The sequence below is a fragment of the Nodosilinea sp. LEGE 06152 genome (assembly GCF_015207525.1).
In the GTDB taxonomy this organism is placed as follows: Bacteria; Cyanobacteriota; Cyanobacteriia; order Phormidesmidales; family Phormidesmidaceae; genus Nodosilinea.
Map to the genome: position 1 here is coordinate 79,284 of NZ_JADEWR010000004.1, position 12,218 is coordinate 91,501.

The 12,218-nt window shown below is 58.2% G+C and carries 11 protein-coding genes; 5 read left to right on the plus strand and 6 right to left on the minus strand.

The annotated features are described in order from the left end of the window. Nucleotides 1–36: 36 nt before the first annotated feature. From IQ265_RS07620 to recO, 3 genes are all read right to left on the minus strand, one after another. Nucleotides 37–1,191: a glycosyltransferase family 4 protein gene (locus IQ265_RS07620; RefSeq protein ID WP_194052131.1), complete on the minus strand. Its 1,155-nt coding sequence runs from the start codon at nucleotides 1,189–1,191 to the stop codon at nucleotides 37–39. A gap of 199 nt (nucleotides 1,192–1,390) precedes the next feature. Then, on the minus strand, nucleotides 1,391–2,827 hold the full coding sequence (locus IQ265_RS07625) for an MFS transporter (RefSeq protein ID WP_194052132.1): 1,437 nt from the start codon (nucleotides 2,825–2,827) through the stop codon (nucleotides 1,391–1,393). 47 nt (nucleotides 2,828–2,874) lie between these two features. Next, entirely contained in the window at nucleotides 2,875–3,708 is an 834-nt protein-coding gene (recO, locus tag IQ265_RS07630; RefSeq protein ID WP_194052133.1) for a DNA repair protein RecO, read from the minus strand. Nucleotides 3,709–3,987: 279 nt separating this feature from the next. Here recO and IQ265_RS07635 point away from each other — a divergent pair, with 279 nt between their 5' ends. From IQ265_RS07635 to rpsU, 4 genes are all read left to right on the plus strand, one after another. Beyond that, nucleotides 3,988–4,377 carry a carboxymuconolactone decarboxylase family protein gene (locus tag IQ265_RS07635; RefSeq protein WP_194052134.1) on the plus strand — a complete coding sequence of 130 codons (390 nt, stop codon included), beginning with the start codon at nucleotides 3,988–3,990 and terminating at the stop codon, nucleotides 4,375–4,377. 167 nt (nucleotides 4,378–4,544) lie between these two features. Then, on the plus strand, nucleotides 4,545–5,315 hold the full coding sequence (locus IQ265_RS07640; protein WP_194052135.1) for an SDR family oxidoreductase: 771 nt from the start codon (nucleotides 4,545–4,547) through the stop codon (nucleotides 5,313–5,315). 146 nt (nucleotides 5,316–5,461) lie between these two features. Continuing rightward, nucleotides 5,462–6,745: a metallophosphoesterase gene (locus IQ265_RS07645; protein WP_194052137.1), complete on the plus strand. Its 1,284-nt coding sequence runs from the start codon at nucleotides 5,462–5,464 to the stop codon at nucleotides 6,743–6,745. Between the two features lie 373 nt (nucleotides 6,746–7,118). Continuing rightward, the gene (gene rpsU, locus IQ265_RS07650) at nucleotides 7,119–7,295 is read left to right on the plus strand and encodes a 30S ribosomal protein S21 (protein WP_194052138.1); all 177 of its coding nucleotides are present in this window, start codon (nucleotides 7,119–7,121) and stop codon (nucleotides 7,293–7,295) included. Between the two features lie 422 nt (nucleotides 7,296–7,717). Here the strand turns inward: rpsU and IQ265_RS07655 are convergent, their stop codons facing one another. The 3 genes from IQ265_RS07655 to IQ265_RS07665 all read right to left on the minus strand — a co-directional run bounded on the left by IQ265_RS07655 (nucleotide 7,718) and on the right by IQ265_RS07665 (nucleotide 11,065). After that, a complete protein-coding gene (locus IQ265_RS07655; RefSeq protein ID WP_194052139.1) occupies nucleotides 7,718–9,826 on the minus strand; it encodes a hypothetical protein in 2,109 nt (702 codons plus the stop codon). Between the two features lie 149 nt (nucleotides 9,827–9,975). Continuing rightward, nucleotides 9,976–10,146 (minus strand): ssl1498 family light-harvesting-like protein, encoded by a 171-nt coding sequence (locus tag IQ265_RS07660; protein WP_194052140.1) that lies wholly within the window; start codon nucleotides 10,144–10,146, stop codon nucleotides 9,976–9,978. A gap of 139 nt (nucleotides 10,147–10,285) precedes the next feature. Continuing rightward, complete coding sequence (locus tag IQ265_RS07665) at nucleotides 10,286–11,065, minus strand: MBL fold metallo-hydrolase (protein WP_194052141.1); 780 nt, start codon at nucleotides 11,063–11,065, stop codon at nucleotides 10,286–10,288. Between the two features lie 238 nt (nucleotides 11,066–11,303). On the opposite strand from IQ265_RS07665, the gene IQ265_RS07670 reads away from it, so the two are divergent. After that, on the plus strand, nucleotides 11,304–12,179 hold the full coding sequence (locus IQ265_RS07670) for a M23 family metallopeptidase (protein WP_194052142.1): 876 nt from the start codon (nucleotides 11,304–11,306) through the stop codon (nucleotides 12,177–12,179). Nucleotides 12,180–12,218 lie beyond the last annotated feature (39 nt).

Below are 12,218 nucleotides of genomic sequence, written 5' to 3' on the forward strand. Positions count from 1 at the left end.
ATCCATTCACCCACCCACTCTATATACCGCCATCCCCTAGGCCCGTTGCCCGCACATCAGCCGCTGCTCTGCTGTCACTTCGCTGTAGAGCCGCTCTAGGGCAGAAATATTGCCCTCCAGGGTGTAGCGCTGCAGCGCCCGCTCGCGGGCCTTGTGGCCCAAAAGCTGGGTGATCTCGGGGTGGTCGCGCAAAATGGGCAAAATGGTTTGCAGCTGCGACGACACCCGCTGCGTGTCGATCACAATGCCCGCCCCTTCGGCCAGCACTTCGCCGTCGGCCCCGGCATCGGTGGCGATACAGGCGGTGCCGCAGGCCATCGCCTCCAGCAGCGACAGCGACAGCCCTTCGACTAAAGACGGCAAAATAAACCCGTCCGCTGCCCGCAAAATGTCGATGCGGCGCTGCTCGTTAGCCAGGTAACCCAGCCAGATAATGTCATTTTCGTCGCCATAGAACCGCTTTAAGGAGGCTTCTAGGGGTCCGCTGCCGACGATCGCCAGCTTGCAGTTTGGCCCCATGTCGGCCTGCCGCCAGCCCCGCAGCAGCGCTTCCACATTTTTTTCCAGCGAAATGCGCCCCTGGTAGACAAACAGCTGCCGGGCATAGAGGTCGGCCTTAACCGCCGATGGCCCTGGCGAGTAGCGATGGGTATCCACCCCATTGGGAATTACCACCAGGGTAGAGGCAGGCACGCCCAGCTTGCTCAGCAGGTCGCGCTGGAGGTCAGAAAAGACAATGACGCGATCGTAGTGGGCCAGGCAGGGGGCATAGAGCTGGTAGGTGAGGTGCTGGGTACCTGAAGTCAGGCTACGAACCCGGCGATCGAAGGCGGGGTGAAAGGTAGCCACCAGGGGAATGTTCAGCTCGGCACAAATTTCGGGCAGCCGAAAGTCTAGGGGCGACAGGGTCAACGACGCATGGACCAGGTCAGGCTGCAGACGTTCTAGAGCTTCAGCCAGCAACTTGCCCGACTTCAGCGAGGGAATAGTCAGGATTTGAGACTTGAACAGGAAGGGTAGCGGAACCTCTTCCGAGCGCGGCAGGTGGTCAGCAGCATGCCCCTCCTGGGGTTGGGCAAAGTGCATGAAAGTAACGCGGTAGCCTCGCTCAAGCAGGGCGTTAGTAACCTCTCGGCCATAGGTAACGTTGCCACAAAAGGGTGATTTTTTGCCTAGCCACGCGATGTGCATGCCGTGTAGCGATATCCATTAAACAACCGAAACAAGCGCCAGCGGAACACTGACGCAAATCGCGCAGCGTTCTGGAACCGACTCAGGATGAGCATCCGTTACCGAATCGCCTCAATGGGCCGTTTTCTAGCTATCGCCCGGGCCGTAGCACCAGTTTGCTAGCCGTTCTAAGGTAAAAAAACGGTGCCTAGCGTGGAACCTAGACCTTTCTCATAGCCGTATCGGCAATATACCAGGTTACAACTCCCCCTAAGCCCACTAAAGCACCCATACCGATAAAAACATTCGCCAAACCGAGGCGAGCTTCTACGGCACTGGCCAGGGCCAAGGGCAGGCTAAGGGCAATGTTTACCAGGTTATTTTGTAGACCAAATACTTTGCCCCGCATAGCTTCTGGCGTTTTTTCTTGAATCAGGGTCTGCATGGGAATACCCACGAAGGCACCACAGAGGCCGAGGGCAGCAATAATGGCCATGGAGGCCCACAGCTGCTTAGTTGTCCAGGCCAGGGAGATTAGGCACACCGCAATGCCGATCGCACCCCACAGGCTCAGGAAGCGCCGGGGAAAGCGAGGGCCAAACTTGCCCACGAGCACCGCCCCCAACCCTAGCCCCAGCCCGCCCGCCGCTAGCAGAAAGCCAAACTGCGAGGCCTTGATAGTCGGAATCATTTCTGCCAACCGCACCGCCAGCACGGCCAGCGCCGCAAACACCGACGACAGCAGCACCAGTTGAATAATTGCTACCCGTACCTGCACCTGTTGGCCTAGGTAACGCAAGCCGTCTTTGATATCGGCCCAGAATTGCGACAAATCTTCATGGGCGGCGGACAGGGTTTCTTGCCCAGGGGCCATCGTCGTCAGGCACAGGCCCGCCACCAGGTAGCTGAGCCCCACCAAAATAGCCGGGCCGTTGTTGGCAATGCCCAGGGCCAGCATGAGCCGATCGGCCAAAGCCAGCAGCGGCTCGCCCACCGCAAACCCGATAATTACCGAGGCCATCATGGTGGTGGTGTAGAGGGAGTTGGCTGACAGCAGGTCGCCCTCAGCCACAATTAGTGGAATAATCGACTGCTCCGCCGGAGCAAAGAACTGAGTCAGGGTAGAGATCAAAAACGTTACGATCAGCAGCAGCCAAAACGCCACCGGCAGCCCCAGCACGGTACCCCAGCCCAGCGTGAGCCAAATGCCCAGAGGCAGGGCCATCACCAGGCCACCTCGCAGCAGATTTGACCAAATTAGCACCGGGCGCTTGGGCCAGCGATCGACAAATACCCCTGCCAGAGCCCCAAACAGCACGGCTGGTACCGTAAAAGCAATCATTATCGCCGCCACCCAGCCGCTAATGGTTTGGCCAGGGGTTTCAAACCGAGCCGCGATGATCGCAATCATCAAGACCAAATAGACCTTGTCGGCCAGCTGAGAAAAGAGCTGACCCGTCCACAAAATTAAAAAATCTCGGTTTTGAAATATCGCCCTAAACCCATTTTTTGAGTTTGGAGGCAAGTCTTCATCGCCCAGCGCCGCCCCCTGTTGGCCGGGGGCAGTGTCTATGTCTGGAGTAGACTGGCCAGACTCACTCTGAGGCAAATAGTTTGCCTCGGCAGTATCAGTATCAGCATCAAACTCGCGGAGCATGGGTTAACCAACGAACCAGGGCACTGGGCAGCTCACTACCCAGCAGTTTAAACGGTAGCAAAACAGACATCAACCAGAGCTGCCGACCGGATAGGGCGTTCAAAGTAGTCTTGAGTATAGTCTCGCAGAAGCCGCTCGACTCGCGACCACAGCTGCTGACTTTTTCCAGACCCAGCCGACTCAAGCCCCGTGGGCAGGGTAGAGACAATCTCAGGCTTGCTCAACTGCTGCAGTAGGGCGACATCGGTGGCCGTTAGCAGCGTCGGGCGCTTTTGGCCGTAGCTGTAGTGCCCCGACGCCTCCGCCAGCTGGGGGGGAGAAGCAAGCTGCACCAGCCCTCCCGCTTCGGCGCTAAACTCAACTCGCCAGCTGGGGTCGACCAAATTAGGCACAATATCAGCCCGGCTGAGGGTGCAGCGGTGCACCTCTGGGGCTACCCCATCGAGGGCGAGCAGGTGGTAGAGCCCGTGGCAAAGGGCTGCCAGCAGTGACCCAGGAGCAGCGGTTTCAAGGCGCTCCAGGTGCTCTACTAATACAGTATACAAATCGCTCTGGGTACAGTCGCTCAGGGCCATCAGCAGGGCCACCTCAGCCAGATACTGGCTGGCAGTCAGCCGCCCCAGGTGCTGGCTTAGACCCGGAAAGGTGCGCTGGGTTTCGGCCTGAATAAGTTTGTCGAGGCGCTTGCCTTTGACCACCAGGCATTCGTTAATGACAAACAGGCCGCTGCGCCCCCCCAGCCGCGACTGGTGCTTGCGGGCCCCCGGTGCCACCGCCCGCACCAAACCCAAATCGGGGGTGAGAATGGTGAGCAGGCGATCGCTCTCGCCCAGAGGCATGGCCTTGAGATTGATGCCGGTGGTTTTGTAGGTTTGACTCATGGAGGCAGCGACAGGGCTAGATCCTTAGCATAACGCTCTCTTTGAGAACGGTTTGGGTTGGGCTGGTTAAGCGCCAGATGGAGCTTTTATATTGTATAGAAAACTGAGCCAATTGGGCCTTCTAAAAGGCCAGGCATTTTGCTACTCTCTAACCAAAAAATCTCGACAAAATAGAAGGTTCCGTCATACCAAAAAACCTTCTCAAAAACTTATTCTGAAGAATTTATTGAATTTCAAAAAGCGGTAGAATCAAATTCAATCCCTATCTGTGAGCACCCTATGGACTCGACTCGATACACGCGTGGGCAAGACGCTCTAGCTCGAATTCATGGCCATATTGGTGAAGGCGTTATGAACGAGTTAGGGGATATCGCCCCTGACTTTGCCCGCCTGATTATTGAGTTTCCCTACGGCGATATTTACTCGCGGCAGGGGTTGTCGCCCAAAGAGCGGCAGATTGCCACGATCGCATCTCTGGTTACCCTCGGCAACGCCCCTGCCGAGTTAAAGGCGCATATTCAGGGCAGCCTCAATGTCGGTTGCACCTGCGAAGAAATTGTTGAAGTAATCATGCAAATGGCTGTATATGCTGGTTTTCCTGCGGCGGTCAATGCGCTCATGGTCGCCAAAGATGTTTTTGCAGAACTCGACAACATCTCCAAAACCTAATACAAAAAATGCGATTTCCTTTGTTCAAGAAGGTGGTACGAAGGAAGTCAAAGCTTTCGATTCAGGTCATCTACACCTGTCATCTTTCTTTTTAAGGAGAAGAAAAACTATTCTCAGGAATACTATTCGATCGGTTTTTTCAACTCCCTAACAACGAAACAAAAACCATGAAACAGGTCTTGATTGTGACGGGCGGTAGCCGAGGCATTGGAGCCGCGACTGCCAAACTGGCGGCGGAGCGAGGGTATGCGGTGTGCGTCAACTATCGGCACAACCAGGCGGCGGCCAATGCTGTTGTAGAGGCCATTGCCCAGGCCGGGGGGGCGGCGATGGTCGAAGACCGGCCTCGGGCCATCGCGGTGGCCGCCGATGTCGCTGTCGAGGGCGACGTGGTGCGTCTGTTTCAGACCGTAGATAAGCAGCTGGGTCGGGTGACGGCGCTGGTCAACAACGCCGGTATTTTGGAGCAGCAGCGGCGCGTAGAAGACATTGATGCGGCTCGACTCAGCCGCGTTTTTGCCGCCAATGTGACCGGCAGCTTTTTGTGCGCGCGCGAGGCAATTCGGCGAATGTCGACCCGACGGGGCGGGGCGGGGGGCGCGATCGTGAATGTTTCATCGGTGGCGGCTCGGCTGGGTTCGCCTGGGGAATACGTCGACTATGCCGCTGCCAAGGGCGCGATCGACACCTTAACAATTGGCTTGGCCAAGGAAGTAGCCGCTGAGGGCATTCGCGTCAATGCCGTGCGGCCAGGGTTTATCTACACCGATATTCACTCCAGCGGTGGCGAACCCGACCGGGTAGAGCGGGTCAAGGCTTCGGTACCGCTGCAGCGGGGCGGGCAGGCGATTGAGGTGGCCCAGGCCATTTTGTGGCTGCTGTCAGCCGAGTCGGCTTACACAACGGGTTCATTTATCGATGTGGCGGGGGGGAAGTAGACCCAGGTTGAGCTTTGTTGCGCCCCAGGAGAGAGCAAACCGAGGCTAACAATTACACCTACCGACCCCAAAAACTCTCCCCTCCCCCTGCGCAAATGGGAGACGGATGGGGTAAGTTTATGCCTGTGGTTTGGCCGAAAGGTGTTATGGGTTATCAGCGTTTTTTAATGGGGCTTTGCCTGGGCTTAGTGCTCAGCGTGAGCATAGCCTGCTCCCAACGGGTGCTGCTGTCTAAATCAGCGGTGCAAACGCCGCCCAATGCCGTCACCGAAGAAATATCTCCCGACCAGGCGCGCGAAGGCGCAGCGGCGACGGTAGAAGCATCAGCCCCTGTCGCCGCCGACCTATCTGCCACCGCTCAAGCATGGATCGCGAATGCCCCAGGTGGCATGATCAATCCAACCCGTAAGGACGTGCGGCTTGTGGCGATTAGCGATCTCAACAGCGCCTACGGTTCTACCGACTATGAGCCTGAAGTCGATAAGGCGATCGCCCTGCTGCCCTACTGGCAGCCCGATCTGGTGGTCTGTGGCGGCGATATGGTCGCTGGGCAAAAGGCATCCCTTACGCCCGAGCAAATTAGAGCTATGTGGCAGGCCTTTGACGACCACGTGGCGGCCCCGCTACGTGAGCAAAACATACCCTTTGGCTTCACCATCGGCAACCACGACGCCTCCGGAGCCAGGAGCCCCAACAACACATTCCTGTTTCAGCAGGAACGCGACCTAGCCACAGCCTACTGGACGGCACCCGAACACAGTTCTGGGGTCAACTTCATCGATCGCACCGATTTTCCGTTCTATTACACCTTTGAACAGCAGGGCATTTTCTTCATGGCCTGGGATGGCTCATCGAGCCAGATACCAACTGACAAACTGGCCTGGGTAGAGCAGGCGCTGGCCAGCGATGCCGCTCAGCAGGCCAAGGCCCGTATTCTGATTAGTCACCTACCTCTCTACGGCGTAGCGGTGGGGCGCGATCGCCCCGGCGAAGTGATGGCTAACGCCGATCAGCTGCAGGCTATGCTGGAGCGCCACAACGTACATACCTACATCAGCGGTCACCAACACGCTTACTACCCCGGCCACCGGGGTCAGCTACAGCTGCTGCACACAGGCATTTTGGGCGCTGGCCCCCGCCCCCTAATCGACAGCAGTCTGCCCCCGTGGAAGGTGCTGACGGTGATCGACGTTGACTTCAACGATCCCGAACTGACCACCTACACAACCTACGACATACAAACCCTGCGCACCATCGAATACGACGAGTTACCTCGTTTCTTGGCCGGACATAACGGCGTTGTGCTGCGCCGAGACATTAGCTACGACGATTTGGCCCCTGACGAAAAATCCTTTTGTGAGCAGCGCCTAGGCAAATCTCTTTGTACCGGAAGTCTGCCCTTTCCCAGGCCCAGAACCTATGCCGCTTAGGTGCTAGCACCAGGCTTTCTGGGTCTACCCGCTGGTGAGGACAGTGGCCCGACGGCCCTGAGGGGATGGCCAGGGCCAGGGCGACATCTTGTAACTGGTCTACGGTGCGGTCAGTCGGGCGTGGGCAGCAGGAATTTTGTGCTATGGTATGATCCAGAAGTGGGCAGTTATGCCCAAGCTTTGCTGTCTGTATACTCGTATGCTGGCAGTTTTTTAATAACTGTGCTGCTATGCAGCCTTAACGACTTTGCCTGGAACAATGGGAGGTGGCTCAAGCGTTCCAGGGCAACCCAACCCAATTTTTGCGGGCCTAGCGGTCTGCCAATTGCTTGGTTCACTAGTTCATACCCAAGGAGTAAAGAAGCAATTTCGTATGACTCAAGTCGTTGTAGGTGAAAACGAGGGCATTGAATCGGCCCTGCGCCGCTTTAAGCGGCAGGTCTCCAAAGCAGGGGTTTTTTCAGAAGTTAAGCGTCGTCGCCACTTCGAGACGCCCCAGGAAAAGCGCAAGCGCAAAGCCGTAGCACGCCGCAAGAAGCGCTTTCGTTAAGCTACCTTTGGGCGGTTTCTAGGCGCTGCCGCCACCGCGGTGATTGATCTTGTCTAGAGCCCCACAATAAAGCCACAAACAGGGGATGCCGTTCATTGGCATCCCTTTTGTTTTGGGGGGTTATAACAATCGTCCATGCCGCTAGCGCGGCACCCCCAACGACAAAAACAGCCATAGCCGGCCCCTGGGCGAAGCCGCCCCAAAGGGGCTAGGGACGACTATTTATAGAGCAACGGCCCATGACGCTGGCGCGACACTCCCATCGATAAAAAAGCTATAGCCGTTCCCTGAGCGGAGTCGAAGGGACGGCTATTTTCAGGGCAAATCCGACTTGGCTAATCCTCGGTTGGTTTGGGCAAACACCGTTTGCCCCTACGCAAGCCGCCTATCTGGACTTGGGGTTATACAATTTGGACTTGGGATTACTCCTCTACGTTGGCGTTGACCAGGGTAAGCAACGGGCCAATTTGCTCTTGGCCACTGACGGCCAAATCGCTGTGGCACAGCACCACCCGTTCGGTGACTCGACCGAGCAAATCGCGCAGAATCCGCTCCGGGCGATCGCGGTGCAGATCCTCTAGGTCTTCGGTGCGCCAGGGTCGCCCTGAGTAGGTGCTCAAAAAGATGGGATACCCAAACAGCAAATCCTCAGTGCCGCCCAGCCAGCGGGGCGAGCCGGCATCAATCCAGAAATGCCAGCGGTGGCGCAGGCGCTGCAGCCGGTACTGATACACGGTGGCGATCGTTATCACCCGCTGGCTGGGGTCGGCCGACTCAACCGGGTAGGGGTCGGCGGTGACGGTGCCCTGGCGCAGCAGCAAAATAAACCGCTCCAGGGCAGGTTTGAGCAGGTGGGCCGGGGTAGTACCCAAACTGGGTGGAATTTGGCGCAGCCGATCTTCGATCGCCCAGTACTGCTGGGCAGTTTCCATCAGCTCCCGCAGGGCGGAGAGCTGGTCGGGGGGTAAGTGACTACCGCCCCAGTAGAAGGTCTGAATAGCCCGATCGAGCACGCTGACCACCCCCAGCGTCAGGCGGCGCTGACGCTGCTGTCGCTGCTGCTCAATCCACTGGCGCAGGCGGGTGTAGGCTTCGGTAGCTTTGTAACCCAGCCGATCCCAGCGATCGAAGCGCTCGACGGGCAGCAGCTCGGGCTGCTCTAGGCTAGGTTCAAAGCAGTGGTCGACCAGCAGTTCGGCCCGTACCGGGTCAATTTGAACCGACTCAAACCAGGGGCCCGCCTCCGGTGCCTGGGGAATTTGGCTGAGCACCAGCAGCATTTCAGCTACGGTTTCGGCATCGGCCAGCCGCCCCAGCCCAGGGTACACAAAGCTTAGCAGCGTGAGTAAGGCCCGCACCAGCGGCGAGTGAATGACCGGGCGCTGGTCGTTGAGCGAGGCCACGGGCAGCCCGCGACTGGTCAAAATTTCGGCCAGGGTGTAGCGGGCGATCGCATCTAGCCCCGGCCCAATAATCGCTACCTCATGGGGAGCCGCCTGCCCGGTACTGACCACCTCGACCACCCGCTCCGCCGTCTGCCGCAGCAGCTCTCCCCGCGACACCGTTTGCAGGGTTTGAAAACAGGCCAGGGGTTCCGGCAGCGTCATCGGGTCCATCACCCACTGCACCACCTGGTCGCCCCAGCGATAGCCCAAAGAGTCGGCGGCGGGGTCGGGCCGCTCGATCAGCTGACACTGCGGCTTGAGCTGCTGCTCTAGGGTATCGGGGTTGGCCCCCATACCCAGCCGTCCTTTGCCGTAGTGATTCCAGGTAATCGCCACCGGGCGGGCCTGGTCGATAAATACCTGTAGCCACTGGGCGGCGATTCCGGGGTACTCGTCTAAGTCATCGACAAAGACACCGCCGTAGCGGGCCAGCAGCTTCTCCTGGTAGAGCGGGTGGGGCAACAGATGTCGCCAGTACAGTTCAGTCATCACGCCGTAGGTGAGCAGGCTGCGTGCCAGGCACCAGTCGCGCCAGTTGACGACGGCCTCGCCGATCGCCCGCCATACGGTCTCCGGGGCATAGCCGGAGGGAACGCCCTCCGGCAGCAACACCAGCAAATCTTCGGCGCGAATGCCTGCCGCCGCCGCCATCTGCAAAAAGTCGAGCGATCGCCGCACCGTTTGGGCCTCGCGCCAGCCCTCGACGGTCATGGTGCCATCGAGCAATTTCTCCTGCCACAGCCCGGTGGTCAGCTCCTGCTCGTTTTCGGGGCGCAGCCGCAGCGGAAACTGCGGCAGCAGCCCCAGACTGTTGACCAGCAGCGGCCAAAACAGCGTTACCTCGTCTTGAATAAATCCGTTGGGGGTTGTGGTGACCACGGCGACCTCGGGAGCCACATCGGCCAGCCGGGCCGCCAGCCGCAGGCGATTGTCGCCATTGGCCGCAAATATCAAAAAGCTCTGCCCCAGCTCCAGGGGCGGCCTCAGGTCGCTGCCAGCTACGGATGCCGCAGCAACTTGGTTGAGCAGCCAGGCGGTCTTGCCGCTGCCTGTTGCACCCTCAAGCCACTGGGGCCAGTCTGCCATACCACCTACAAAGACTTTACTCTGCCTACTTTACCCCGGGTCAACCGGGGTCGGTTTAGATAAAGCACAGCAAAATGACCTGAATCAGCTTAAACCGGTTCAGGTCACCCGCTTTAACCCTGGACAACGCCCAGTTTTTTTAAGCCCAATTAGGACACCGACACCGCTACTACCATCAGCCCAGCTACCAGCGCCAGCCCTAGACCACCCAAAATAACGTAGTTACGCTTTTGAGACGCGGTTGGTGGCTCGGCCTCGTACATCTTTGGCTCGTTGGCAAAGTTGTTGAGGCGACCGCCCTCTTCGGTGGTGTAAGGCATTGCTAAAAGTCCTTCTTAAAAATTGACTAACCTTAAAAGAAGGTTACCTGATGAGGGCGCTAACTGGGTACCCCTAGCGATCTCCAATCGATCTAAGGGGATAGATCTAGGGAGCTAAACCGAGCGAGATAGGCGGGGTTTAGGCCACGGCTGGCTGACGAGGAGCCAGATTGAGGGCGATCGGTTGCCCTACTTCTGGACTCAGCACCTGGGCAGTTAGGCCTTTTTGGGCGATCGCATCCTGTAGCGACTGGGGGTTGCCAATTGCTTTGAGCCAGTTGACCAGTACGCCGCTGTAGGTCACGGCACCGGCATCGGCGGTGGGCAGCACCACCTGAGGCTGCAGCCACTCCACCAGTTCCAGCGCCCCCTTTTGTCCCCGAATAATGGGGCCAACCAGCGGCAGCGCCAGATCGACCACGGGGGTAATTAGAACGTCGATGGGGCCTTCCTGCCTGAGTTCGGCCTGATGAAAGCCGTGGGGCTCATAGAATACCGAGGTGCCGGTGCTCCGATCGCGCAAAATATAGCCGTTTTCGACCAGCAGAGGTCCCATGGGGGTACCGGGTACGGCCTTGATCGTTACCTCGGCCAGGGTAAACGTTTCACCGTGGTTTAGGGCTGTAACCTGGCTGTAGCCCAGCTTTTCAGCCACCTTGGCCGCGCTGGGAGAGCCAACCACTGGAATAGAGCGATCGAGCGCCGCTAGGGTAGGCGGATGGGCGTGATCTTCGATCCCCTGGCTGAGCAGAATTAAATCGATGGTTTCGGGTAGAGGGCGAGTCTGGGGGTGCTCGCCTTTAAACAGCCAACTCTGCTGCCCAAACACCAGTTCACCGACTAACCAAGGGTCCACTAAAATTCGCTGCCCTCCCAGGGTTAGCAGCCAAGAATTGCTGTCGAGCCAGATCACATCCATGGGCAGGGTCTCTGTTAAAGCGGCTTTTGATATTGTAACGGATTCTTTACACAGGCAGAATTGACCAACTCTCTGGGCCTATTGCCGCGCTGCCCATGACCAAGATTGCACTGCGGTTCGGCCTTCGCTCTGTGGTACAAACAACCGCGAAATTGTGCAAACGCGCTGATCCCCGTATAATCCGTTTTGGTCTGAGGGTTAGCGTTGACTGCCGTTTCTCCATCAACAAATTCTGCATATGGCCCGTTTTTCCATCAAGCCTTATACCGTGCTAATTACGGCAACCGGCAGGGCTCCGATTGTGCTAAAACTGCGCCCGGTGCCGCTACTGGTGGGTTTGGGAGTGCTGATGGGGCTGCCGATCGCCTGGATTGGCCTCCTGCTCTACCAAAATGTGCAGCTGGCTCAGCGCAACCAAAATCTTTCAGAAACCGCCAGTGAAGTGCTCACCGAGCTAAACGCGATTGGCCACGAAATTGAGGTACTCAAAACCCGAGCCGGGCTGCCCGATCGCGAAGCTGAAAACACTCGCCTCCCCAGCGACGAGAAAATTCCTCCCCGGGGGGGCGTCGCTGAGGTAGCTCTGGCCGAAACCATGTTCGACGAAGCGCGTCGGCAGCTGCCGGGGATAGAGCAAATGCTGGCGATCGCAGTTAAGCCTGCCCTGGAGCAAACCCTGGAGTCTGAGGCAGAGCAGGCCGCCGCCTTCCCCAGCGGCAAACCCATCGCGGGCAAGGCCGATGTCTCATCTGAGTTTGGCCTGCGCCCCAACCCCTTTGGCGCTCGCCGCTACGAAATGCACGAGGGGCTCGATTTTTCTGGCCCGGTGGGCAAACCCATTTTGGCCACCGCCGAGGGGGTTATAGTCAGAGCCGACTACAACGGCGGCTACGGCAACCACGTCAAAATTGACCACGGCTACAACTACGAAACTCTGTACGCCCACATGTCAAAGATCGAGGTCAAAATTGGCGATCGCGTCCAGCGAGGCGACGTGCTGGGCTACCTGGGCAGCACCGGGCGCTCCTCAGGCCCGCACCTGCACTACAGCATTTACCGCAACGGTCGGGCGGTGAATCCCCGCTATTATTTGAAGCTTGAGGAAACTCAATAAACCAGATTCAGGTCCAGAAGTGGGGTTTTGTCGGTGGGC

Coding starts and splice junctions, on each gene's coding strand:
- rpsU (WP_194052138.1), top strand. CDS start 7,119: ATGACTCAAGTCGTTGTAGGTGAAAACGAGGGCATTGAATCGGCCCTG.
- IQ265_RS07625 (WP_194052132.1), bottom strand. CDS start 2,827: ATGCTCCGCGAGTTTGATGCTGATACTGATACTGCCGAGGCAAACTAT.
- IQ265_RS07635 (WP_194052134.1), top strand. CDS start 3,988: ATGGACTCGACTCGATACACGCGTGGGCAAGACGCTCTAGCTCGAATT.
- IQ265_RS07665 (WP_194052141.1), bottom strand. CDS start 11,065: ATGGATGTGATCTGGCTCGACAGCAATTCTTGGCTGCTAACCCTGGGA.
- IQ265_RS07640 (WP_194052135.1), top strand. CDS start 4,545: ATGAAACAGGTCTTGATTGTGACGGGCGGTAGCCGAGGCATTGGAGCC.
- recO (WP_194052133.1), bottom strand. CDS start 3,708: ATGAGTCAAACCTACAAAACCACCGGCATCAATCTCAAGGCCATGCCT.
- IQ265_RS07660 (WP_194052140.1), bottom strand. CDS start 10,146: ATGCCTTACACCACCGAAGAGGGCGGTCGCCTCAACAACTTTGCCAAC.
- IQ265_RS07655 (WP_194052139.1), bottom strand. CDS start 9,826: ATGGCAGACTGGCCCCAGTGGCTTGAGGGTGCAACAGGCAGCGGCAAG.
- IQ265_RS07620 (WP_194052131.1), bottom strand. CDS start 1,191: ATGCACATCGCGTGGCTAGGCAAAAAATCACCCTTTTGTGGCAACGTT.
- IQ265_RS07670 (WP_194052142.1), top strand. CDS start 11,304: ATGGCCCGTTTTTCCATCAAGCCTTATACCGTGCTAATTACGGCAACC.
- IQ265_RS07645 (WP_194052137.1), top strand. CDS start 5,462: ATGGGTTATCAGCGTTTTTTAATGGGGCTTTGCCTGGGCTTAGTGCTC.